The following is a 23,791-nucleotide window of genomic DNA, read 5'->3' as shown; positions in this document are numbered from 1 at the left end:
AATAACTGGTGTGAATGAAGCTAAATCCAGTGGGTTTATCAGTGTTGATCCTGAACAGAAACCCCTCAGAGAGGTTCACAATCTATTACTCAGCGGGGTAAGCCCTCGCCCCATTGCTCTGGTTTCGACCATCTCAGAAGACGGCATTGATAATCTCGCTCCATTTTCATTTTTTAACACCTTTGGAGCAAATCCTCCCTACATCGCTTTTTCACCTGCCTATAGTGGCAAGGATGGTTCTGCCAAGGATACCTTGTTAAACCTGGAAAAGATACCGGAGTGTGTGGTCCACGCCGTACCCTTTGACCTGGTGGAGCAGGTAAGCCTGGCTTCTACTGCTTATGGGTCAGACTTGAGTGAGTTTATCAAGGCGGGATTTGATACGCTGGCGTCTGATGTGGTGAGACCAAAACGGGTTAAAAATTCCCCCTTCCATATGGAGTGTCAGGTGGAACAGATTATTCCCCTGGGTGGTAAAAAGGGATCTGGAAATCTGGTATTGTGCCGGGTGGTGAGATTCCATATCGCTGAAGCAGTGATGCAAGATGGAAAAATGACTCCTGATGCTTTAGACCTGGTTGGGCGGAATGGCTTTAATTACTACACACGGGCTTCAGGAGCTGCTCTGTTCACTGTTGATAAACCCACAGGACAGGGCATGGGTATTGATCAGTTACCGAGGGGTATACGAGAATCAAGCATTCTTTCGGGAAATGACCTGGGGAAACTGGGATCATTAGAAGAATTGCCTACCCCAGAATCCGCACGGCAATATTTGGGCGATCTTGGTCCAGCCAACATTGAGTCTGACTACTACAAGCTATATCGTGAGGGATTGGAGCACCTGTCTTCGAACCCAACTCAAGGAAAACATAAGATTGAGATGGCCGCTAAAGCTTCCCTTGCCGCAGGCAATACTGGTTTTGCCATCAATGTTCTCGTGTTACACAATGATTTATAGACCTCGGTTTTTCAATATCATTTATTAACGATATTTCGACCTGGAGCTTGACTGAATTGTTTTAAGAGTTTAGGCAATCACTTTTACTCTTAACAAATTATTTTAGCTTATCGCCAAGATGTCCCAATTAAAAAAGACCTGTCCAGAAAACACCGAGTTAAGGAGGTTTCTCAACTCCCTAACCGATTGGGTGTGGGAAATGGATGTGAATGGCATCCACACCTATTCCAATGATGCTGTAAAAACGATTCTGGGATATGAAGCCAGGGAATTAATTGGTAGACACGTGAGCATGTTTTGGCCTGTTGAGGATGCCAGTCCCGAAGCAATTAAAAAATTCAATACCGAGCTTAAAGATGGTGTCCCCTGGCGACAGTTCAGAGGTCGATTTCGTCATAAAAGTGGTGAAATGAAAATTCTTGAAAGTTCTGCAGAACTGCTTTTTGATGAAGATGGCGTATTGATTGGTTTTAGAGGAATTGATAGGGATATTGAAGAATCAATCAAACATGAGCTAGCTCTCGAAAAATCAAATGAAAAATACAAAGACCTGGCAGAGAAACTTGAGTGGGAGAACAATTTTAAGACCCTGTTATTAGATATCATTAATCACGATATTATGAATCCAGTCAATGCTATTTATGGTATCTCGGATATGTTGAAGGATGAATTACCTGAGGACAAAAAGATTCAAGCCATTAATGCAAGTAGTCTCAGGCTCATTGAAGTGATTTCAAATGCCCGAGCCCTGACTCAAATATCGATGAATGAACATATCGATCTCACAGAACTCAATCTCTCTAGAATCGTTCAATCTGCTCAGGGTGAGTATGAAAAAGCCTTTGCCCAAAAAGGTATCGCAACCAAGATATCGATCCCAGCAGATCTGTCCGTATATGCAAATCCAATCATTGTTGAAGTCTTCAATAACTATCTTAGCAACGCACTTAAATATGCTGGAAATAGTACTGAAGTCTCTGTTGTGGCAGTAGATGACGATGCATCCATACTGGTTGAAGTTAATGATGAGGGTGAGACGCTTGGTGAGGATGTGGGATTGAAAATATTTGAGCGTGGTGTCCAACTGGATAGTTCTCAAGCAGGTGATGGAATAGGTCTGGCCATTGTGAATCGAATTGCTAAGGCACACAATGCCGAGGTCGGTGTACGCCCCAGATCTCGGGGTGGTAATTCCTTCTATATAAAATTTCGAAAACAGGTTTGAAGATTTAAATACAAGAGGCTGTCTCAGAACCTGAAATAGTCTTTTTTCTTTTACCACAGATTTATGTATAAACCACTCTCCAATATTCAATATTCAATCGGTGTTCCTCGTTCTTAAATCAAGAAGCCACCCTTTCAGGGCAGCTTCTTGTCTTGTTATGATCTTTTTTGTGCTTCCATGCGTGCGTCTTCCAGAAACTGCATGTATTTCCGAATGTAGCGCATGAAATAGATGGCCTTATCCTCAGCCAGGAAGGTGGCATTGCCAACTTCAGCTCGGTCTCCTACAGGTACGGGGAATTCAAAGCCACTATCTGTGATGTACCACAAACTCCCGCGGCTATAAAAACTGATTCTTACTTTCTGTCCTCCTTTTACCATGTCTTTCAGGTTCATTTCTAACCCCTTTCTTGGCTATTTGGTTAAGGTTCCTGAAATAAAAAAACCCCGCTATCTCTAGGATCAGCGGGGTTTTAAATACCTCTGTGGTATGTGTTAGTGAATAGGTCTACCTATTAACATTCTCCACATATAATTGCTGATCCATGGGCTTGTGTGCCCACGGAATCATGAAATAAAGACTTAATATGTATATTTCTTATCATCACGGCAGGATGATAAATACAGTTTATGCTCATGCCAAATACTTTCTAGCGTCCTGGGGCTGACCTAGAAGTCATCACCCTCAGCGCTTTCTCCACCATTCATAGCATCACCATTCCCACCTCGGTCCTTTGACCGATAATTGTTGAAAATGTATTTGAGGGAAACTGAATAGATTGGTGCTACTCTATCAGAGGACTGATAACGATACCAGCCGTCACCCTGACTGGTAAACTCATGGTCACCAGTATCCAGGATATCACGCACATTGATTGAAGCACTGAGCTTGTTCTCAATAATATTGATACGAGCACCGCCATTGAGGAAGAACATGGCTTCGCGTTCGCCTTGCGCGGTAACAGATGGGCTATTGTACATGGCGTTCATCTGCAACTTGATCATGCTATTGACAGTGAAGTTATTGTTGAAACGCAGGGACCAGTTGTCGCTTTCGATGTTCTGATTGAAACTGGCTGGTTGATCATTGATTTCGTAATGATATATATTGCCCATGAGATTAAAATCCCACCACTTAAACGGCAAAAGACGCAAGGAAAGTTCACTACCGACGGAGAGCGAATTTCCCACATTATCAAAAGTATGCAAAATGACATTCTCTGAATACACACTTTGAACCCCCTCAACCAGGTTGGTGGTTTCGCGGACATAAACCTCAGCCGAGAGCATGTTTTTCCCAAAATATTGCATATACCCGGCTTCAGCGGAGTTGATGTATTGGGGAAGCAGTCCAGGATTTCCCACTCTCACATTATAGGCATCTGTCCAGGTTTCGAAGGGTTCCAGAAACCAGCCCCGGGGACGGCGTATCCGTCTGGAATAGCTGGTCATGAATTTTTTGGTTGGTGTGATATTATAAGACAGGTGAAGTGTTGGGAAATAATCCCAACGATCGATCTCAAAATCTATGCTATCAATTACAGAGATGTTTCTGAATGTATACTCTGCACGAAAACCACCCTGTACACCCAGCTTGCCAATATTTGTAGAAAGGACACCAAATAGAGATTGAATGTCGCGTTTGTACTCTGTATCATAATCATAGGAAGTCACAGTCACATAATCAGCCGTCCCGGAATCCCATCTCTGGAGACCACTTTCATCTGCTGAAAGTCCATAACGAATTTGGTAACCAGCTTCCAACTTGCCGTCATTGGCGAAGGGTTGTTCGTATTTAACCTCGAGACGACCTCGCGTTGTGGGTCCTTCTTCTGTCGTGATTTTTCCGCTTATCTGGTTCCCGCTAACATCAAATTGTTCCGTCGTACTTTCCTCATCTGATCTTCGAATACTGTAGCTTCCATCTATGGCGAGGCGATGGGTGGGGCCATTGAATTGATGCTCATAGTTGGCACCAAGACTATAATAGGCACCTCCGCGCTCAGAGATGGCTTCTGAAGTAGATAGTATTGGAACCATAAAAAGGTTGGTATACTCAGAGAATGAGTTTTCGCCAGACCGGCTAAACCCTCTCGACCCATAGGAAAGCTTGACACCAAAAATGTCCTTGTCGGAGATATTGAAGTCAACTCCCGTGCGAAGTCGGTAGCCACCATGCTGAAAGCGATTATCACCCAGCTGACCCACAGAATAAACTGTATCCCCAACTGTCGTCTGGCTAAGACTTGTATCCTGACCTTCGTATATGCGAGTATGGTAGGCAGCACTGATGTAGGCGGTGTATTTATGGTTGCGATAATTGAGAAGGAAATCACCACCCACTTGTCCCAACGTCCCTACATTCAGGTTAGCTATACCACTCATACCCTCAAGTTTACTTTTCTTGGTGATGATATTAATAATACCTGAAACCCCATCTGGATCATATGCTGCTGATGGATTGGTGATGATTTCAATACTCTCGATGGTACTGGCGGGGATGGTTTGGAGGGCTTCATTTCCCTCCAGAATAGAAGGCCGGTTGTCAATAAGAACGGTAAAATTACTGCTACCCCTGAGTTCAACATTACCCTCTATATCTACCTGAACTGAAGGCACATTCTCCAGCACTTCAACTGCCGTCCCTGAACTGGATGTGAGGTCCTGACCGACGTTGATCACTTTTTTATCAATCTTGTATTCCATGGTAGTACGTTCTCGTTCAACCACCACTGATTCACCTGACATGGTGGCCGGTACGATAAAGACCTCACCTATCATGGCCATGGGTGTCGCCATGGTGATGGTAAGACTATCGATTCTCAATTCATCATAACCCATGAATTTGATGGTCACGAAATAGTGGCCCGGTTTGACAGGTGTTATGTGGAATCTGCCTCTTTCATCCGTGATGGTACCTGTTATGGCGGCCTCGCTATCACTATCGTGGAGCATGATATTGGCGTATTGTACGGGAACTCCTGACACATCATCCAGGATTTTACCAACAATGCCGTTGCTGGGTCGGTTCCCACCACCTCTTCCCTGACCGTGTTGAGGTTGAGCAACAAGGGTAGTGGCTAAAAGGGCAATCAATAATAAGGGGATGGCAAGTTTTATAGGTCGAAGCATGAATTAATCCTTTATCAAATCGAGACCGATCATTGGCCAGCGATTACTATTTCAATTGGCCGACAACATAACTGAGACACGACATAAGTAAAAAGGTTAAGAGAAGTGTGAAAATAGTTAGGGAGTGCTAAAAGAGTGAGAATGTTAGCCACCCCCGCAGAAGTTTCTGTGGGGATGACTGTGTGTTCAAGAGGTTTCGATAGTAAGTGTTTTCAGGAGCGAAAATGCGACCTGCATACCTGCTTTTCTATCTTGGGGAGATATGGATTTAAATTCTTCCCAATGGGAGTTTGAAAGAGTACCAGCAACAACTTTACCTGTAGTATCAACGAGGTAGAAATGAACGCCCCCCATGTTGTTCTCAGCCCCCATGCTCAGGGTTTCTATGAGTAGAGCATAGGATGTAGCTGGTTTGTCCAGCGCGATGGCAGCAGCAAAGGCTTCGGCGCTTCTACGGTACATCTTTGCCTGATTGGCTCCCCATTGAAATGGGATGTCCACATCTTTCCCCGAAGCCACGGCCTTGGCCAGGCCACTATCATTGAGAAATTGAACAAGCTCCTTTTGAAGTGATGTATCTGCAAAGGTTGTTTCTGAAATCACAACATGGACGGGGTAAACAGTTACCTCGAATGGTCCGGTCCGGTTTGAAAATAATTTTTGAGCGTCTTTATCAATGACACTGCATGACATAAAGAAAATCATCATAAAAACAAGCGTTAGACAATACTTCATGGTGCTCCCCTCCATTAGGTTTATCAAAAGATGGGCTCTTGATGTGATTGAAAATATGGTAACCAGGCGAGTAATGCAAGCAAAAATGTAAAATAAACTTTCCATTATGTACAGTTTATTGTATATTGGTATATGAGACCTAAGTATGATATTCGAAATAATTTGAAGTTGTGTCGACTAAAAGCCGGGGATTTGACCCAGGAACAGTTGGCTGAAAAAGTTGGAACCACTCGCCAGACCATTCTCTCTATTGAAAAAGGTCGCTATTCACCATCAGTGGGGTTGGCGTTGCGTCTCTCACAGGTTCTGGGCGCTACCGTAGAAGAAATATTTGAATTGGAGGAGTAGGAAGATGATCAACAAATTGTTTGGCCGGTTGGACTGGCAGCCCACTCATGCAACGCTTATCGCTGGCGTGGTGGTTCTCCTCGGGTTTGGTCTTTCAGAAATTAGCTGGACCTTCCTATCTCTGGCTGCCCTGGGTACCTTTGGTCCCGGCATTCTCAGGGAAATGGGATTATTAAATGATCAGGATGAATTTCAACGACGGGCAGATCGACGGGCAGGCTACCATGCTTTTCTTACAGCGGGTCTATTCACTTTTCTCCTGGTTTCCTACCTGCGGTCTGGAGAGCGTAATGTGGAAGAACCCGAGGTTACGGTATCCTTGATCCTGGCTGTGCTCTGGTTTACCTGGTTTCTAAGTTCTCTACTCTCTTTCTGGGGTCCTCAAAAAACAGTATCACGGGTTCTTTACGGTTTCGGATGGGTGTGGTTGGTATTCAACATAGTTGGACATCTTACTGATCCCATCGCTCTGATCATGCAATCACTTGTGGCGGCTCCATTTTTCTTGTTGGCCTATGTCGCCACGAGATGGCCCAAAATAGCCGGTGTAATTCTAATGGTAGTTTCAGCCTTCTTCTTCTATTTCTTTCATCTCTATGAAATATTTGGTCCCAATCCGCTTGAAAGAGGACGGGGGATGGTCATTGTGCTTTTTATAGGACCACTTCTAGCCAGTGGAATTATTTTACTTCGGAGCGGGAGCAAACAGGATGAATCGTCATAAGAAATGGAATCATCTCCAACCAAAACCCTCCGAGGAGGTCCAATGAAAAACAAATCGAATATTGTCACCATAGTATTGCTGGGACTATGCACCCTGGTCATGGGGCAGACAGACCCACCAGATTTCGAGCAATTCATTGGTGACTGGCAGGGAGAAGGGCATTTTTATAATGTTAACCTGGGTGATGAAGTTGGGGTGGTTCGCTTTACCTTAAGGGTGACACCAGATCTGGATATCACAGGGTCAGTAGGCAACGCGCAAATAGTGGATGCAGAAATTGAAGTGGATGACTGGAATGGTGGCTATAGCATCAAAGGAAGTATCCAGGGGCAAATATTTCCAAACAGTGAGTTTCACAAAAAACGCATTACGCTACTCATGAAGGCAGTTCATGATAATGCCACAATTGGAGATTTTCATCTTGCCAACAATTTCATATTTGATTTGAGTATGCGACCTGGAGCAATAACCCTCCGCAAAAATCCATAAGGGTTCTTCAAAACACGTGAAAAGGAGATAGACATGAAGAAGTTCGTTTTAATCTCGATTCTCGGCATGTGCATAATGGTTTCAAGTTGTGCAACCTTCAAAACAGACATTGAAGGTGCCAGTGGCCTCAGCCCAAATAAAACACTTGGGGAAGCGCCAGTGGATGTCCTTTTTGTTTCCAGACATCTCGTGCAAACCAGGGGGCTGGATGCAGTGCCTAAACTTCAGAACAGATACAGAATTCTAGATGGCTATGATGATATTCTGCTTGACGCTACCAATGAGTTTTCAAATCTCAATCGATTCGCAGCTTTCACCGAGTTTGCCTCGGATATGTCGGATCCTGAGCGTCTCGCTTTGAAAGATTCTCTCATGGCTAATTACGAACTAAGAATAGCTATGCAGTTCAGGAAGGAGAAATCATTTAGTAAGTACTTCCTGGGATCGATAGGATCTGTACTTTCACTGACGCTTGTTCCCATACCATACACCCAGGAATACTATCTGGATGTTGAAGTGTTTGATGACCAAGGCAGGTTGATTAAAACCTATTCTCGCAGTGCAAACACAAAGAAATGGGTCGAGGTACTACTCCTGCCTATCTATCCCTTTCATACTGAAATTCGTAAAACTGAAGAGATTTATGTCGAATTTCTGCATGATGTTTTCAGGGAGATTGATGCAGATAAAATTCTTAGAGTGGGGAAAGTCTCTACCGAATAATCGAGAACCTAATTGATTAGTTTTGAAAGAAGTTCCTGGGCTTTTACAAATTCAGGGACTTCGCTCACCAGTTCAGTTAGAACTGATGCTGCCTCTGAAGGTTTCTGAACCTCCAGCAAAAACCTTGCATAGGTAAAACGAACATTTGCCAGTTGGATCCGGGTCAATTCAGGTGCTTTGAGCGCGATTTCAATGATAGATATAGCCTGCTCCATATCGCCAGTCATTCTATGCGAAATCGCCAGATTATAATAAAACATCCCTCTTGATGTGGTAGTAACAAGCGCATTCTGGCTGGTTTGTTTTACCAGGTCCCACAAACGAAGTTCTTTTGCACATTCAATCAGTTTGGTGTAATACTCCGTTTTTTCAGGATGTATTTCAACAATTGCCTGATACTCCTGACAAGCCTTGTTGAAATCGCCCTGCTTCAGGTAATAGTCTGCCATGTCACTATGGGCTTTGCCCCAGATGGTATGATCGAAAAGGTATTCCTTGGCCAATTGGACGGTCATGTCATTGTACAGGGGAGTATAATCGGTGTAATCTATGTTGCTGTTGCCAAAGGGCCAACGCTGTCTCAGCTTGAATATCTGCAATGCACCAATTTCCCAATCTAGGTCGGTAACCAAGATCGGTTGCATGGTTATATCCTGAATGGGAGTCATGGGTAGCAAATCAATTCTATTCATAGCCTTGCGAAATTCCCGTGCCATGAGATGGTAACCAATGGGGTTGGAGTGGAGATGATCGCAAAACAAGTCATTCCCTGGGATAGTCGAATTGGAAGCGCGCCTGAAGGCAGACTTCATATTCACAATGGGTTGACCATATCGGCCGGCCTGCAGCTGAAGTATCTCGTTGAGATAGTCATTCCCACGAAAGGGAACCTGATCGGTATTTTTTGCACGGGTAAGGGAAATGTGGGCAGTTGTTGTATCACCCTGTCGAAATTCACGGAGACCTTTGAGATATAGCTCGTGTGCTTTGGTTGAGGTCTGCTGTGGGTTGGATGTCACATCCAGAGGCATTTGATCTTTTATGTTACTGACCAGGTTGCTCAGGATAACCGGTACACCTGCGGATTTACATGCTGTTAGAATAACAGCTAAGTTCGCTGAAAAATTATCCCGTGTTTTTATCCTGAGAACAGAATTGGTTTCTATAAACTTATTATCGATCACTTTCTCCATGAGGGTCGGGTTGCCTACGGAAGGCGTGGGATCAGCAAAACCTCGAATGATGGAGCGGATCATCTGTACGACCCGGAATTTTTGAAACTTTAGAGCAAGACGAACAATTCTGCCATCATGGCCAAGGGAAATTGTGGAGCCCGTACCATAGGCCCCATAAAACTCATTATGACCCATATAAAGCAGGATCAAATCAGGGTCCTGCTTCAGTATTTCAGGAATCCAGTCCACAACTGTAAAACTGTTAATGGCGGACAGCCCCATATTGATGACTTCAAAGTTTCGTTGGGGATAATCTGTTTTCAGAAGCAGATCAAGCTGCTTTGGGAAAGGTGCAGTCATTTCATAGGGGAATCCTGCCGTGGTGGAGCCACCAAGACAGAATATGCGTATGGTCCCGGCAGGTTTTTCCGAACTAAATTTCTGGGGATACAGATTGGGAACCGGCATGATGGCTTTATCGAAATAGCGCTCACCCACCTGGGAGTTGATTTGAGTAAAGGATGTATCTCCTTCTGTTACTTCAAAAAAAAGCGGGGGTTGAGGATAAGCATCCACAATCCATAGGGATAATTCTATTAATGCGAGAAAGGCAACAGGGATGAGTGCTGCAAAAATGGTGAATACATTTTTTTTACTTTTCATGATAATCTCAAGTGCTTAAAAAATGGCATAAATGAAGGGTGCCAGTGAACTACCCTGTCCCACCACAATGATAACGCCCAGAAACAACAACATCATGACAATGGGGATCATCCAGGTTTTTTTATTTTCGCGGAGAAAAACGACGAATTCTTTGGCAATGGACAGCTTACTCATGCCTGATAAGGCTCCAAAGATCTCTCAGGACTGTTTCTCTGACATATCAGGTTCATATGGTTTGGGGTCCCTTATCCTCCAGTAGGAAGCAGCCTCATGATCGATAGCCTCATCCAGGTGGTCTTTTTTGATGAGTCTGAATACCAGACCAATAGGGCTGAATATAAGAAAAAAGATGAGCCCAAGGATAATTCTAGTCATAATAAATCCAAGAGATGTAGCAAAACTCATCCATAGAATAAAAACAGGTCTAAGGGCAGCGGGATATATAAGACCCAATAGCAAAATGAGACCTCCAATTAAAAGCATGGGAATTGCATAATCAGGGGCAAAAAATGATGAGATGAAACCACTAAGTATGAGGAAGATACCCATGGTTTTGCCAAACTTGCGAAATTGGCCAGGGTCCCTTCCTGTCCAGATAGTTTTCAACTCCTGCTTCAGCATGATACCTGTCTCCGGCTAATCGAGTTCATATTGCTTTTTCCAATCCACATCGGCGGATAGGGCAGTTTGCTCAGTTTTATTAAGTATATAATTCCCGAGGACCAGATGATCCATTTCCGTTCGCATGAAACAGGTGAAGGCTTCCTCAGGCGTGCAGACAATCGGTTCCCCGCGGACATTGAAGGAGGTGTTGATGATAACAGGACTTCCTGTGAGTTCGTAAAAACTGCTGATGAGTGCATGATATCTGGGGTTGTCTTGGAGGTTGACGGTCTGTATTCGGGCGGACTGGTCAACATGTGTTATGGCTGGTACCGTTGATCTGGGAGAATTAATCATGGACAACCCGGAACGGTCCTTATCCATATCTAACCACAACTCCTTTTTTACCTGAGCCACCAGGAGCATGTAGGGACTTTCCTGTTCAAGATCAAATACATCTGCTACCTTTTCGCTGAGAATACTTGGTGCAAATGGTCTGAAACTCTCCCGATATTTAATCTTCAAGTTCATGGTCGATTGCATTTCAGGGGATCGAGCATCTCCGATGATACTTCTATTCCCCAGGGCACGGGGACCAAACTCCATGCGACCTTGAAACCAACCAATGACCTTCTCGTCTGCAATGAGTTGAGCGACAGAACTGAATAGTTCGCTGTCCTTAAAATGATGGTATGGGATTTGTTTGGAATCTAAATATGCTTTAATCTCTATGTCAGAGAAGTCTGGTCCTAGATATGATCCCCTCTGTCTATCCCTTTTGGATTGTGGTTCTCTGGCCTGGTTAAGATACTGATGCCAGGTAAATAAGGCAGCTCCCAGAGCGCCACCAGCATCACCAGCGGCAGGCTGGATCCAGATATTTTCAAAGGGGCCTTCTCTTAAAATGCGTCCATTTCCAACACAATTTAGGGCCACGCCACCGGCCAGGACCAGATTAGATTTATTGGTCTGGTTATATACGTGGTTGACCATCTTCAGTAGTATTTCTTCGCTGATTTCCTGGATGGATCGGGCAATATCCATTTCCCGCTGAGTGATTTCTGATTCTGGTTTTCGTGGAGGTCCACCAAAGAGTGTCGCGAATTTTCTGTTGGTCATGGTCAAACCGGCAGCAAAGTTGAAATACTGCATATTCATTTTGAATGAGCCATCATCTTTGAGGTCGATAAGCTTCTCTTTGATGATATCGACGTAAACAGGATTCCCATAAGGTGCCAGACCCATGAGTTTGTATTCACCAGAATTAACTCTGAATCCCGTAAAATAGGTAAAAGCTGAATACAGCAACCCCAGGGAATGGGGAAAGTGCAATTCTCCCATGATGTCGATCTTATTATTCTCACCAACGCCATAACTGGAGGTTGTCCATTCTCCCACGCCATCTACAGTAAGAAACGCAGCATCCTGAAAAGGGGAGGGGAAAAATGCCGAGGCTGCATGAGATTGGTGGTGTTCGGGAAAAATGATCTTTCCCTCAAATTTCAGTTCATCTGCGATAAAATCCTTGATCCACAGCTTTTGTTTTAGCCATAGGGGCATGGCTTTGAGAAAGGAGGCGAACCCCAGGGGAGCGTAAGTCAGATAGGTGCTGAGTAGACGATCAAATTTTTGAAATGGTTTATCGTAGAAGGCAACATAGTCCAAATCTTGTGGCTCAATGCCAGCTTCTTTCAGGCAATACTCAATGGCATTGGTAGGGAAGCCATGATCATGCTTCTTGCGGGTAAAGCGTTCTTCCTGGGCAGCTGAAATGATCCTGCCGTCTATGATAAGACAGGCTGCACTGTCGTGGTAAAAGGCTGATATGCCTAAAATATTCATTCAAAACATGTTACACGTTGAGTCAAATAAAGGTACTGAAAAATAGTCTGGTTGGTATTAGTTGACTTACGAACATATTCATAATGAATGAATAACGATTAAAATTATATTAACCGTAAAATAATCCTTGACACGTTCAAAATATTGTCGATATTCCAGACGATTGTTTAAATAAAATACGGGAAGCGTACATTTTATGCCACATCGAATACTATCAGAGGTTCAATTACCAGACTTTCAGGATCGACCAAAAAAGGAGGGGGACATTCTCCGTACGGCCGAAGACCTCTTCATGCAGTTTGGATATGATCGGGTGACTGTTGAGGAGATTTGTCGTGAGGCAGGCGTTTCAAAGGTAACCTTCTATAAATATTTCAAGAATAAATTTTGCGTATTAGACGAGTATATGACTGTTCGTCTGGAATTAGGGATGGAAGTCTTCAACAAAATCCGGACAGCTGATGCTAGTCTCCAGGAAAAGATGACAGCATTAATTGCCATGAAGGAATCTGCAGTGAGTCATTTCACACCAATCTTCTATAAAAGTTTGTTGAGTGGAGATGAATTGGTCCAGGGTTTTATGCAGGAGTGGATTGCTCAAAGTATGAATGCCATGCGTAGTTTTTTAGAGGACGGTCAGAATAGTGGTGAGATTTATCCTGGCTATTCCGTGGATTTTTTGCTTCATATCTGGACAGTGGTTGCCGCAGATGCCAGATCTGAAGCCATGATGGCCATGTATCAGGATGATATGGTCAAGCTGTCACAAGATTTCATGAATTTCTTATTCTTTGGAACCACAGGACCTCCGCCAGAGGATTAATAAATTGAAATTCTATACCCTTTTTACCCTGTTTTCACTTTCCCTTGTTTTTGCAGAGGGGAATGACTTCGATCTTCAATGGAAGGGACAGGCATCAGTCATCCACGCCAGTTCATTTGCAGGCGCCTTTGATGAGAGTCCTACGACCCTGCGCTACATCCCCCAATTGAGGATGGACTATCAATACAGCACAGCTAGCAGACTGGGGTTTGATGCCGCGGTTGATGTATACAATTACTCCCTGGGCGATTCATTGGTAAAGATGGATGGCGAACTGTATCGCTTCACCTTCCGCTACGACACCCCCAGAACCCAGGTCAGGGTGGGACTGCAGAAGATCAATTTTGGACCGGCACGCATGTTGCGGGTCTTGCAATGGTTCGACCAGCTGGATCCCAGAGATCCCCTGGCTCTGTCACCAGGAGTCTGGGCGGTTATGGGGCGCTATTATTTTAATAATGGATCGAATTTGCGTCTCTGGACCATGCTTGATGCACCAGACCCCAGACGTGATATATTTTCAGGCAATGATGAGTGGCCGTTAGATTTGGGTGCCCGACTTGAATACCCCATTCCGGCAGGTACCATGGGTCTCACTTTTCATTCAATGAACCTGTTAATTGAAGATGTGATCTACGAACAACGTGCCGCTTTCGATCTTAGATTAGATTTTGTACTGGGATTATGGACAGAAATCATGGTCAGTCATTCGGAGTATCTGATCCTAAGTGATATTATTACCGCAATGATAGGGGTTGACTACACTTTTAGTATTGGGAATGGTCTCTATGTGTCCATGGAATCCCTTACATCTCACTTTGGTAATTTTGATGAAGAGATGCCATGGATAGTGAGATCAACCGCATTTATGGGAAATTATACCTTAGGCTTGTCAGATGGACTCACAAGCTATCTGTACGTGATAGAAGCACCAAATATCAAAACCCAATACATGCCAATGTTTGGCTGGCAGCATACCAGTGGAAATTGGCTATTCTATTTGGCACTATACGACATGCCTGAACTGGCAAACCGGGGTAGTTTGGCTTTACCCTCAGGCACAGGTATCCAACTCAATATTGCGTTTAATCATTAATACAAATTTGTTCAACAAGAACTAAAAGGAAATCGAAATGGAAAATAGCACACTGATCAAAACTCAAGGTCTCGTGAAACGCTATCCTGTGGGGACAGGTCACTTTACAGCCCTGAAGGGAATAGACCTAAACGTAGATTCGGGGGAATTTGTGGGACTGGTTGGACCATCAGGATCAGGAAAAACAACACTACTCAATATTATTGGGGCTCTAGACGCACCCAGTGAAGGCAAAGTAGAGGTTTTGGGAAAAGACCTTTCGACTCTGACTGGTGCCCAGGCTGCCAAACACCGCAGCGCATTTATGGGATTTATTTTCCAAACCTACAATCTGTTGCCGGTCTATACAGCTTTTGAGAATGTTGAATTCCCATTGCTACTCCTGGGGAAATCAGCTGAAGAGCGTAAAGATATGGTTATGCAAGCGCTTGAGTGGGTAGGTATCGCTGATAAAGCCGAGAGTCGTCCCAAAATGCTTTCTGGTGGTGAGAGTCAGCGTGTTGCCATCGCCCGGGCCATGGTGAAACAACCCAAACTGGTACTGGCCGACGAGCCGACAGCCAATCTTGATGCCAAGAATAGTCATCATATTCTGGAAACCATGGTCAAGCTAAACCAGGAGCTGGGAACCACATTTGTGTTTGCCACCCATGATGAGAAGGTGATCAGTTATTTACGTCGTAAGGTCACCCTGGTGGATGGTGCAATTCAATCCGACGAAACCAGTTGAACTGGAGGAGGATATCATGATTTTAATTAAACTTGCTTGGCGAAACCTAGTAGGTGCCGGTTTACGAACCTGGTTGAATGTCCTGGTATTAGCGATGGCATTTATACTCATGATCTGGGGAAAAGGTGTTGTGGATGGAATGGCCTATCAATTGAACGATGCCATGACCAATATCGAGTTTGGTAAGGGGGGTCAACTCTGGCACAGCGAATTCGATGCCACAGATCCTCTCACCATTGAAGATTCTCATGCTCTTTATCCTGAAGAAATAAGCGCTCGATTATCAGATCATTCAGCCGCGCCAATACTCATCAGACAGGGGACCATTTATCCAGATGGCCGAATGCAGACCATCCTGGTCAAAGGGATTCCGCCCGAACAAAAGGTAATGGATTTACCCACAGATAAGATTGTCATGGGAGCAACTGGTTTAACTCCTGCTCTCATCGGACAAAAAATGGCTGACAAATCGGGTCTGGAAGTGGGGGACTTGCTCACGGTTCGCTGGCGGGATGCCAGTGGCACTTTTGATGCGAGGGAAGTGGAGATTGTCCACATCATGAACACTGTCGTGCAGACCGTAGATCGTAACCAAATCTGGATACCCCTGGAAGAATTACAAGCGATGTCAAATCTGGAAGGCCAGGCAACAGTAATTGCCCTGGATGATGATTTTGTGGGTACACCTACGAGTGCAGCTTGGGTGTATCGCGATCTTGATTTTCTTATGAAAGACATGAATGACATGATCAAGAGTAAGAATTTTGGTGGAAATGTTATGTATGGGATTCTCTTCGCGATTGCACTTCTGGCCATCTTTGATACTCAAGTCTTAGCCATTTTCCGTCGCAAAAAAGAAATGGGTACCCTCATGGCTTTGGGTTTGACCCGAGCAAAGGTCATTGGGCTTTTTACTATTGAAGGCAGTATGCATGGACTCATTGCCTTCGTAGCAGGCTTCATTCTTGGATCGCCGCTCTTTTATCTGATGACCACGAAGGGTTATGCCATCCCGGGTGATATGGATGATTATGGTATGGCTTTGGGGAATGTAATCTATGGTAAATACGGTCCAGATCTCCTACTGGGAACCACCTTTCTATTATTTCTAACCGTGGTGATAGTGAGTTATCTACCCACGCGGAAAATCTCCAAACTCACCCCAACTGATGCGCTGAGGGGGAAATAATATGTTCAGATTTCTGATGAAAGGTATGCTCCGTGATCGTCATCGTAGCCTGCTGCCCAGTATCGTCGTCGCCATGGGTGTATTATTGACAGTGTTTATGTTTACCTATTTGAAAGGCGTGTTTGACGACTTTTTTAATAATGCTGCTCTGTATGACTCAGGTCATGTAAAAATTACTTCCCGGGCATACTATGAGGAAAAGGATGTTATACCTAATGACCTGGCCATGGAAGGTGGACCAGAACTCATGGAAATGCTGAGGCGTGAATATCCCGACCTGGAATGGTCAGAGCGGATAAAATTTGGTGGTCTCCTCGATGCTTTTGATGAAAATCGTGAAACCCGAGCCCAGGTGGGCGCTGGTGGGATTGGTCTCGATTTTTTTGGTGATGATGTCGCTGAGCAGAATCGATGGAATCTCAATGCTGGGTTGCAAGCGGGAACGCTTCCTCAAAAACCAGGGGATATCGTCATGGGGAAAACCCTTGCTGCACAAATGGAACTTGGTGTAGGAGAAGAGGTCACCCTGATCAGCTCAACAGTAAATGGTTCCATGGTGCTGCAAAACTTCCATGTAGCTGGGATTATTTATTTTGGGACACCTCCCCTGGACAAAGGCATTTTTCTGGCTGATATCAGAGATATCCGTAGCATGTTGGACATGTCGGATTGGAGCTCAGAGGTTGTAGGGTACTTCAAAACTGCTCATTATGATGACCTGAGAGCAACGGCGCTTACGACTGAATTTAATGCAGCTAAGAGTGATACATCAGATCGGTTTAGTCCCCGGATGGTTGCCATGCTGGATGACGCAGGACTGCGAGACTACTTTGGCTATGCTGAAAAAGCTGGGAGCATTATGAGCTTCATCATGATCTTCGCCATGGGAATTGTGCTCTGGAATACCGGTCTCATGGGCGCCATTAGACGCTATGGAGAGATGGGTCTGCGTCTGGCTGTTGGAGAATCCAAGGGTCATGTCTATCGAAGCCTGATAATAGAGAGTCTGGGAATTGCCATTATGGGTACAGTTGTGGGCACTATCTTTGGTTTGGGATTCGCATACTGGTTACAGGAAGTGGGTTTCAATATTGAAGGTATGATGGGGGAGAGTACCATGCTCATGCCCACAGTAATCCGTGCCCATATTACACCAGCAGCCTTCTATATCGGATTCTTTCCTGGCGTATTTGCCACCCTGCTTGGATCGGCACTCTCCGGTCTTCGAATATTCAAACGCGATACGGCTAGTTTATTTAAGGAATTAGAAACATGAGAAATTTATTACCCTTCCTCTTCCTCGGTGCCATGCCGGCCATGCTCATGGCCCAGCCTGACGCCTATGAGATATTACGTCGCATTGACAAGCAGATGGTTACCGAATCTGCCGAAGCGACAGCTACCATGGTTATCACAAATCGCCGTGGAAGAGAAACCAGGATCACTTCAAAAAGCTGGTCCAAAGGTGAATCCACGTCTCTGGTGGAGTATCTCTCTCCAGCCAGGGAAAAAGGCGTCAAGATGCTGCGTCTGGAAGATGTGCTCTGGATGTATACACCACAGGCTGATCGAGTGATTCAAATCAGTGGACATATGTTGAGGCAGAGCGTATCTGGTTCCGATCTCTCATACGAGGATATGGTCGACAATGGGAAACTTCTCGATATATATGATGCCGCAGTGGTTGGAGAAGAGGTGTTCATGGATCGACCATGCTATGTCCTCAGATTGCGATCCAAAGCCGGCGTTGAGGATGTAGCCTATGCTCAACGAAAGGTGTGGGTTGACAAGGAGAGATACCTTCCCTTGAAAGAAGAACGTTATGCGAAAAATGGCACCACTCTCTTAAAAAACTTTGAGATTCGCTCTGTGATGAAAATTGACGATCGCTGGTATCCCAAAGAAATGTTTTTTAAGGATGTCATGGCCAAGGGTCAGGGTACACGATACATCATTGAAGACATCAAATTTGGTGTAGATATACCTGAATATATGTTCACTAAAGCTTCACTCAGGGAGTAGGCTGTCAGAGACATGTCAATAAAATTGTAAACCACATAAGCTCTTTTAAAATGTGGAAATTTTAGAAATACAGTTTAATCGAAGTTGCTCTTTGATAACCAGTCTGGTAATTCAGAAAACCCTCTGGGTGAGAGGGTATAAACGCCCTTACCCAGGCGGTCAAACCATCCATATACATTGTCGTAGAGGATGGCACGGGTTTTAGGCTCCTCCAGAGATTTTGCAATGATGGAAGCCTTGGTTTCACCGTGGGTCATTAAGTAGGTAGCGATGGCCAGGACTTTTTGACGATAGGCGGTCATGAGACCCCGCTTCATGCTGGTGCCACCCTGATTCGGGTCACCTACACGTTCCTGGAATTCCTTTAGTAATCTCTGGGTCTGCTTTTTAATCTGGCGTGGTTTGTACTCACCTGGATCGCAGAGAACATCCACTCCACCTATTTTTGCTCTGGGATCTATAACTATTAATCCAAGACCCAACATTCGCATCAGTTTTATGATTTGCTTGCGTCGTTTTTTGAGAACAGCCAGACCTTTGGGGACTCCAATATAGACGGTATCTGAGATTTTGATTCGGTCCACAGCTTGAAGAAGAATGCTCATGTTTAATGACAACTTCAACTCGATGATGATAGGAGGGTCTTCTGGACGGAATGCCACCACATCGCAGTTAAGGATTTCACCTTTTACTTCATAGCCCTGCCCCTCCAGATAGGACTTCAGTGGAGGATATAGATCGACTTCTTGCATGATTGCCTCCAAGATATCCAATTTGGTTGAGACAACACCCATTTCTTCTGGATGTCACCAATGTTGGTTAAAATAAATAAGACATTAATTCAATATTCATTAATTTGGAGAGCAACAAAAATCATATTTTTAGTTTTAAAAAGCTGCAGTGTCATATAAATAGAAGTATAAAACTATTACGAATAAACTATTTAAGTAAAAATGGGAAGAAACATCATGATAGAATATTTTAAGCACAATCCAGGTAAAAAGCTCAATAGAAACATACTTATTCTTGGTTTACTCATTTTTGTGCCAATCTATACCTATATCGTGCAACTATTTGGTAAAATGGGCATCGAAACCACTGAATTTAATACGGTCTGGCTTTCATTTGATGCTTCTGCATTTGAGGCATTTTTCAAAAAGTTGGAAGACATGGGTCAGTTGCAGACCTTTATCTGGACCTTCAATCTGAATCTCATTTCAATGACCGGTTTTATGCTCACCTTCTTTTCATTAAGCTTAATGCTGGCTCGTCGGATTCCAGAAGGGTCCCGTCTAGCCAAATCTGCTTTTATATTCCCAATAGTTGCTATTGCCATTGCCTTGCTGGACATTATCCCAACCCTGGTCTTTTTAATATCATCCTCAAGCATCCCGACTTTGTCAAATGTAGTGATTTATACCATAAGTGGGGGCTATGTCACGCGAGTAATTCTCTTGTACATGCTTCTGATATGGATGATTGTATCCGGAATCGCTTTGTTGGTAAGCAAAATCCGAGACGCAAAAACCTAAAAGATTACTCCAGCTGTTTGCAGGAATCTGACTGTTTAGTACACCAGCGTTTGCATGGCGTGAGCCTGGATCGTCTCTGTAACTGCCTGCATCCTGATATAGAGTTTATACTCAATTGACTCATCAGTGCTATTCATCACGACGGTCACCATTTTGCCGTCCTCATTCATAAAGGATGTACTCTCCAGATGAGTTCTGCTGGCTGAAGTACTGATACGCCTGGCACCGGGACGAACAAATTTTGAAAAATGTCCGATGTAGTAATAACTGGGAGTATAGACCAATTCGCCGGTCTTTGTGTTGGCGTGAACTGGAGCGAAGCAAAGATTACCCACGTGGTTTGGACCACCGGTTTCATCGAGCAATACATTCCAATCTGTCCACCCTACAGTCCCATGATTAAAATCATTAATCATTGAGTTTCCATAGCGCTCGGCATTGGGCCAGTATTCATATCGTCCATCAATAAAGCGTTCGGCACACCCCTCTGTGAAGACCAGCTTTTTATCAGGATAGGCTTCGGTCACATTGCTCAGGTTGTTGAAATTGGGGTCACTACCTGTCCAGGTTTCATACCAGTGGAATCCGATGCCCCAGGCATATTTGGATGCTTCAGGGTCACCAAAAATGGTATGAGCGCGTTCAGCGATGAGATCGCGATTATGATCCCAGACGATAATTTTTTTGTCGTGTAATCCTTCCCGCACCATGGTGGGTCCAAGATGATTTTTCAAAAAATCTCTCTCTTGTTCAGCCGTGTAGATACAGGACTCCCAGGTTTGTGTAGCCATGGGCTCATTTTGGAGAGTAATACCCCAGATGGGCATACCCTCAGCTTCATATGCTTTGATGAATTTTGTATAGTACAGTGCCCAGGAATCATAATACTCCGGGAGCAAACTGCCCCCATGAAGCATTTCACCATTGCTTTTCATATGGGGTGGGGGACTCCACGGGCTCGCATATAGAGGGAGCTTGCCACCAGCAGCTAGAATGGCTTTTTTAATGAAAGGGATACGGAATTCCTGATCATGCTCAATGCTAAAAGTCTTTAACTCTTTGTCTGTATCAGAAATATAGGTAAAACTGCCACTGCTAAAATCACAGGAGTGAATGGGTACGCGTGCCAGTGTGTAGCCGATTCCTTCGTTCACATCATAATAGGATTTGAGAAATTCTTCCTGTTTTTCGGCTGGCAACTTTGCGAACACCTCTGCCGAAGCATCCGTTAGAGCTCCACCGATACCCCAGAAGGTCTGAAATGATTTTGCAGGGTTTACAAAAATGGAAACTTCAGTTTCCTTAGCCTGCTCTGCTGGCTCAAATGAGCTTGTCCCTGTGAGCGTGAGTCTTAGATCCGTATTTTCAGCAGTGGTATAGACAGAAACAACTCTGTCCCTGGTTGAGAATTTCCGAATCCCGGCAGCATCTTCCCCAATGGGTGAACACGCCAAAAAAACCACACCAACAACTAGCAAAAAACTTATTTGTTTCATCGCTTTTTTAATCCCTTTTTGTTGTGATCAAGCCCAGGGTTCTAGTTACTTAATCTAGATAATAAATCAAGTTTCAAATTGCTTCATTTATGAATTATTATTGATCCGAACCATTTGGAATATACGAGTGGCCATTTTCTCTGTTTCATTCAGTTTTGAGGCCGTTGTGATACCATCAACTTCCAGGTTTGGGGGTGTGAAATCACCTCCACCTGAAGTGGTAATGACCATAATCTTATCCGAGGGACCAACCCTATCAACAAATTGACGGACATGGGAGTTCATATTATCGGCAATGCTTGTATTTAAAATGATTATGTTTGACCACGCAGAAGGAGCGATGGAATCAAGATTGGAAACATCAGTAATCTTGATATATACCTCACGGGAACTGAGCTTCTCAGCAAGTCGCTGAACCACTTCATTTTTGTAGGTAGATCCCTGGGTCGCAATAAGAATCTTTTCGGAGAAAACAGGGTTGCCAATTTCCATGTCATCAACATGCCGGGGATAAAATTTGATGACGTACCAGGCTGAGGCAACTACTACCAGGAAAGAGACTCCAGTCAAGAATCCTCCAAGAATCTTAAGCAGCTTCTTCATGATACTTCCAGGCAGACCTCAACAGCAACAGAGATATGCAGTAGCCCACACAAGTCGCCAGAACATCATACCAATCGAATGTCCCTTTTGGTAAGTAGGATTGGGCAAATTCATACAGTATATAGCCAACTGAAAAGAAAACAGCCAGTCTATAACTCTGACGTGGCGTTGGATTTATGAGGGCCAGGCCGATGAATATTTGAACGATAATGCCACCGCTGTTACCAATAGTATCGGTAAAACCAAAATCCTCGATTTCAAGAGATCTGATTAATGGTCGTAAGCGTAATCTGAAAAATTCAGTAATAAAGAAGGCTATCCCGCCTAGAGCCAGGAAAATGAACCTGATTCGATTGGGTAGAAAAAGTCGCTCTCGGTCAACAAAAAAACTCATAATCCTCCAGGAAAAGGTTTGATGGCTGAAATATATACATGCTCATTTCAGATTCTAGTCAAGTCCGATTAAAGGAGTGAATGATCGTTGAGAGGTGTAAAACGTCCTTATATACCCAGCACAAGTATTTAGTCTATTCAAGAGTTTGATAGTGATGGTGACCATGCCACCAAATGTGTAGTAGAATTATTTTAGCAGCAGCATTCGATTCACAGAGCTGTCTGAACCATAACGAAACACCAACAAATAAACACCCGAGCTGAGAGAATTCCCTCGAGAATCAAATCCCATCCAGGAAATCTCATTGTATCCAGGTTGTGCCAGGGAACGATTCCGTAACGTTCTAACAGGCGTACCATCAATATTAAAAATTTGTATTCCCAACTCCACGGGATCCATGACTAGGAATGTAATCTTGGTCTGTGAGTTGAATGGATTGGGGTAAGATTCAATATCTAGGATGGCCTTGTTGGGTAGTTGTCTATCCTCCTCATTTTGAATTGAAGTAATGCTATAGCAGGGGCTCTGGTATTCTCCTGAAATTTCCAATCCATCACGAAGGCTGGCAATGTCGAATTGGGGATAACCGTATTCCCCATCCCAGAAAGCGAGCGTATATGATCCTGGTTGAAAGGGTGCGAAAGAAGCTTCTACTTCAAAGGGACACACACAGTCCGCAGGCGGCCCAGTGTCCACCATGGAAACATAAAAGGTATCAGCACTGAGCCATCCAGACCAAACCGGCAGGAATGCGCAATTGAGCATGGGCGTGTTCCAGAATAGGGTCAGGGTGTCCCCGTTTACGGACAATTCAACAAAGGAAGTATCATCCCGTGCGCTGAGACAATCAGATTCCTGATGTCCCGTAACTGAAATGTTCCCCCAGTCCAGATCAAGTGATCCGTGAAAAACAGGATCAGAACCAATATCGTTACTCCAGACATCAATCTGGTAGGAGCCTGGATCCAGTCCTGTCAGGCTCACTTGGAGATCAAAGTGGCACATGCACCAGGCCTGATCACCTGTATCAATCTCAGTAACAGTAATGAGATGATCTACAATACTTACATCCCAGGTGAAAAGTGCGGCGCAATTACGTTCCGTTCCAGTATGATGGATTGTCAGTGTATCATTAGAAATACTCGTATAGAGTGAGTCTTGTGCAAAGCCGATACTGGCAGGGAAAAGACTAAAAAGAGTGATAAATATTATTATAGTCTTGTACATATGAACCCCCTTTATTCGGCGGAAGCTACAATAAAGACCAAGCACAATCAATGATAAAGA

The 23,791-nt window shown here is 44.2% G+C and carries 25 protein-coding genes; 13 read left to right on the top strand and 12 right to left on the bottom strand.

Annotated elements, in window-relative coordinates:
* Positions 1–10 precede the first annotated feature (10 nt).
* Together ISR87_01020 and ISR87_01015 are read left to right on the top strand one after the other, a co-directional pair.
* A complete protein-coding gene (locus tag ISR87_01020) occupies positions 11–961 on the top strand; it encodes a flavin reductase family protein (protein ID MBL7024007.1) in 951 nt (316 codons plus the stop codon).
* A 118-nt stretch (positions 962–1,079) separates the two neighbouring features.
* Positions 1,080–2,186 carry a PAS domain S-box protein gene (locus tag ISR87_01015; protein MBL7024006.1) on the top strand — a complete coding sequence of 369 codons (1,107 nt, stop codon included), beginning with the start codon at positions 1,080–1,082 and terminating at the stop codon, positions 2,184–2,186.
* A gap of 155 nt (positions 2,187–2,341) precedes the next feature.
* Here the strand turns inward: ISR87_01015 and ISR87_01010 are convergent, their stop codons facing one another.
* The 3 genes from ISR87_01010 to ISR87_01000 all read right to left on the bottom strand — a co-directional run bounded on the left by ISR87_01010 (position 2,342) and on the right by ISR87_01000 (position 6,052).
* Positions 2,342–2,581 (bottom strand): hypothetical protein, encoded by a 240-nt coding sequence (locus tag ISR87_01010; GenBank protein ID MBL7024005.1) that lies wholly within the window; start codon positions 2,579–2,581, stop codon positions 2,342–2,344.
* A gap of 273 nt (positions 2,582–2,854) precedes the next feature.
* The gene (locus ISR87_01005; protein MBL7024004.1) at positions 2,855–5,317 is read right to left on the bottom strand and encodes a TonB-dependent receptor; all 2,463 of its coding nucleotides are present in this window, start codon (positions 5,315–5,317) and stop codon (positions 2,855–2,857) included.
* Between the two features lie 186 nt (positions 5,318–5,503).
* The gene (locus tag ISR87_01000) at positions 5,504–6,052 is read right to left on the bottom strand and encodes a hypothetical protein (GenBank protein MBL7024003.1); all 549 of its coding nucleotides are present in this window, start codon (positions 6,050–6,052) and stop codon (positions 5,504–5,506) included.
* 150 nt (positions 6,053–6,202) lie between these two features.
* Here ISR87_01000 and ISR87_00995 point away from each other — a divergent pair, with 150 nt between their 5' ends.
* From ISR87_00995 to ISR87_00980, 4 genes are read left to right on the top strand one after another with little or no spacing between them, the layout of a single operon-like run.
* The gene (locus ISR87_00995; protein ID MBL7024002.1) at positions 6,203–6,400 is read left to right on the top strand and encodes a helix-turn-helix transcriptional regulator; all 198 of its coding nucleotides are present in this window, start codon (positions 6,203–6,205) and stop codon (positions 6,398–6,400) included.
* Positions 6,401–6,404: 4 nt separating this feature from the next.
* Positions 6,405–7,124, top strand: coding sequence for a hypothetical protein (locus ISR87_00990; GenBank protein MBL7024001.1), 720 nt, complete (start codon positions 6,405–6,407; stop codon positions 7,122–7,124).
* 42 nt (positions 7,125–7,166) lie between these two features.
* Complete coding sequence (locus tag ISR87_00985) at positions 7,167–7,613, top strand: hypothetical protein (protein MBL7024000.1); 447 nt, start codon at positions 7,167–7,169, stop codon at positions 7,611–7,613.
* A 33-nt stretch (positions 7,614–7,646) separates the two neighbouring features.
* The gene (locus ISR87_00980) at positions 7,647–8,336 is read left to right on the top strand and encodes a hypothetical protein (GenBank protein ID MBL7023999.1); all 690 of its coding nucleotides are present in this window, start codon (positions 7,647–7,649) and stop codon (positions 8,334–8,336) included.
* Between the two features lie 8 nt (positions 8,337–8,344).
* Here ISR87_00980 and ISR87_00975 read toward each other — a convergent pair whose 3' ends face one another.
* The 4 genes from ISR87_00975 to ISR87_00960 are packed head-to-tail and all read right to left on the bottom strand — an operon-like array spanning position 8,345 to position 12,619.
* The gene (locus ISR87_00975) at positions 8,345–10,174 is read right to left on the bottom strand and encodes a hypothetical protein (protein MBL7023998.1); all 1,830 of its coding nucleotides are present in this window, start codon (positions 10,172–10,174) and stop codon (positions 8,345–8,347) included.
* A 15-nt stretch (positions 10,175–10,189) separates the two neighbouring features.
* Complete coding sequence (locus tag ISR87_00970; GenBank protein MBL7023997.1) at positions 10,190–10,348, bottom strand: hypothetical protein; 159 nt, start codon at positions 10,346–10,348, stop codon at positions 10,190–10,192.
* Between the two features lie 24 nt (positions 10,349–10,372).
* On the bottom strand, positions 10,373–10,795 hold the full coding sequence (locus tag ISR87_00965; protein MBL7023996.1) for a hypothetical protein: 423 nt from the start codon (positions 10,793–10,795) through the stop codon (positions 10,373–10,375).
* A gap of 15 nt (positions 10,796–10,810) precedes the next feature.
* On the bottom strand, positions 10,811–12,619 hold the full coding sequence (locus tag ISR87_00960; protein MBL7023995.1) for a carbamoyltransferase: 1,809 nt from the start codon (positions 12,617–12,619) through the stop codon (positions 10,811–10,813).
* Between the two features lie 196 nt (positions 12,620–12,815).
* Between ISR87_00960 and ISR87_00955 the strand changes: the two genes are divergently transcribed.
* Genes ISR87_00955 through ISR87_00930 form a run of 6 tightly spaced genes read left to right on the top strand, consistent with a single transcriptional unit; the run spans position 12,816 to position 18,479 of the window.
* Entirely contained in the window at positions 12,816–13,442 is a 627-nt protein-coding gene (locus ISR87_00955; protein MBL7023994.1) for a TetR/AcrR family transcriptional regulator, read from the top strand.
* A gap of 4 nt (positions 13,443–13,446) precedes the next feature.
* Positions 13,447–14,538, top strand: a complete 1,092-nt coding sequence (locus ISR87_00950) for a hypothetical protein (protein MBL7023993.1) — start codon at positions 13,447–13,449, stop codon at positions 14,536–14,538.
* 37 nt (positions 14,539–14,575) lie between these two features.
* Complete coding sequence (locus ISR87_00945) at positions 14,576–15,268, top strand: ABC transporter ATP-binding protein (protein MBL7023992.1); 693 nt, start codon at positions 14,576–14,578, stop codon at positions 15,266–15,268.
* A gap of 16 nt (positions 15,269–15,284) precedes the next feature.
* The gene (locus ISR87_00940) at positions 15,285–16,457 is read left to right on the top strand and encodes an ABC transporter permease (protein ID MBL7023991.1); all 1,173 of its coding nucleotides are present in this window, start codon (positions 15,285–15,287) and stop codon (positions 16,455–16,457) included.
* 1 nt (position 16,458) lies between these two features.
* Entirely contained in the window at positions 16,459–17,733 is a 1,275-nt protein-coding gene (locus tag ISR87_00935; protein ID MBL7023990.1) for an ABC transporter permease, read from the top strand.
* Complete coding sequence (locus ISR87_00930) at positions 17,730–18,479, top strand: outer membrane lipoprotein-sorting protein (GenBank protein MBL7023989.1); 750 nt, start codon at positions 17,730–17,732, stop codon at positions 18,477–18,479. The genes ISR87_00935 and ISR87_00930 overlap by 4 nt, the downstream gene beginning before the upstream one ends.
* Before the next feature lie 74 nt (positions 18,480–18,553).
* On the opposite strand, the gene ISR87_00925 is transcribed toward ISR87_00930, so the two are convergent.
* Positions 18,554–19,231: a hypothetical protein gene (locus tag ISR87_00925; GenBank protein MBL7023988.1), complete on the bottom strand. Its 678-nt coding sequence runs from the start codon at positions 19,229–19,231 to the stop codon at positions 18,554–18,556.
* A 216-nt stretch (positions 19,232–19,447) separates the two neighbouring features.
* Between ISR87_00925 and ISR87_00920 the strand changes: the two genes are divergently transcribed.
* Positions 19,448–20,011, top strand: a complete 564-nt coding sequence (locus ISR87_00920; GenBank protein ID MBL7023987.1) for a hypothetical protein — start codon at positions 19,448–19,450, stop codon at positions 20,009–20,011.
* A 35-nt stretch (positions 20,012–20,046) separates the two neighbouring features.
* Here ISR87_00920 and ISR87_00915 read toward each other — a convergent pair whose 3' ends face one another.
* The 4 genes from ISR87_00915 to ISR87_00900 all read right to left on the bottom strand — a co-directional run bounded on the left by ISR87_00915 (position 20,047) and on the right by ISR87_00900 (position 23,731).
* Positions 20,047–21,507, bottom strand: a complete 1,461-nt coding sequence (locus tag ISR87_00915; GenBank protein MBL7023986.1) for a glycoside hydrolase family 30 protein — start codon at positions 21,505–21,507, stop codon at positions 20,047–20,049.
* Between the two features lie 87 nt (positions 21,508–21,594).
* Positions 21,595–22,110, bottom strand: coding sequence for a hypothetical protein (locus ISR87_00910; GenBank protein MBL7023985.1), 516 nt, complete (start codon positions 22,108–22,110; stop codon positions 21,595–21,597).
* Positions 22,094–22,504: a hypothetical protein gene (locus tag ISR87_00905; GenBank protein ID MBL7023984.1), complete on the bottom strand. Its 411-nt coding sequence runs from the start codon at positions 22,502–22,504 to the stop codon at positions 22,094–22,096. The genes ISR87_00910 and ISR87_00905 overlap by 17 nt, the downstream gene beginning before the upstream one ends.
* Before the next feature lie 186 nt (positions 22,505–22,690).
* The gene (locus ISR87_00900; GenBank protein MBL7023983.1) at positions 22,691–23,731 is read right to left on the bottom strand and encodes a T9SS type A sorting domain-containing protein; all 1,041 of its coding nucleotides are present in this window, start codon (positions 23,729–23,731) and stop codon (positions 22,691–22,693) included.
* Between the last annotated feature and the right edge of the window lie 60 nt (positions 23,732–23,791).

The sequence above is a fragment of the Candidatus Neomarinimicrobiota bacterium genome (genome assembly GCA_016784545.1).
In the GTDB taxonomy this organism is placed as follows: Bacteria; Fidelibacterota; UBA8477; order UBA8477; family JABMPR01; genus JABMPR01.
This window is presented reverse-complemented; position numbering and strand designations above follow the sequence as displayed.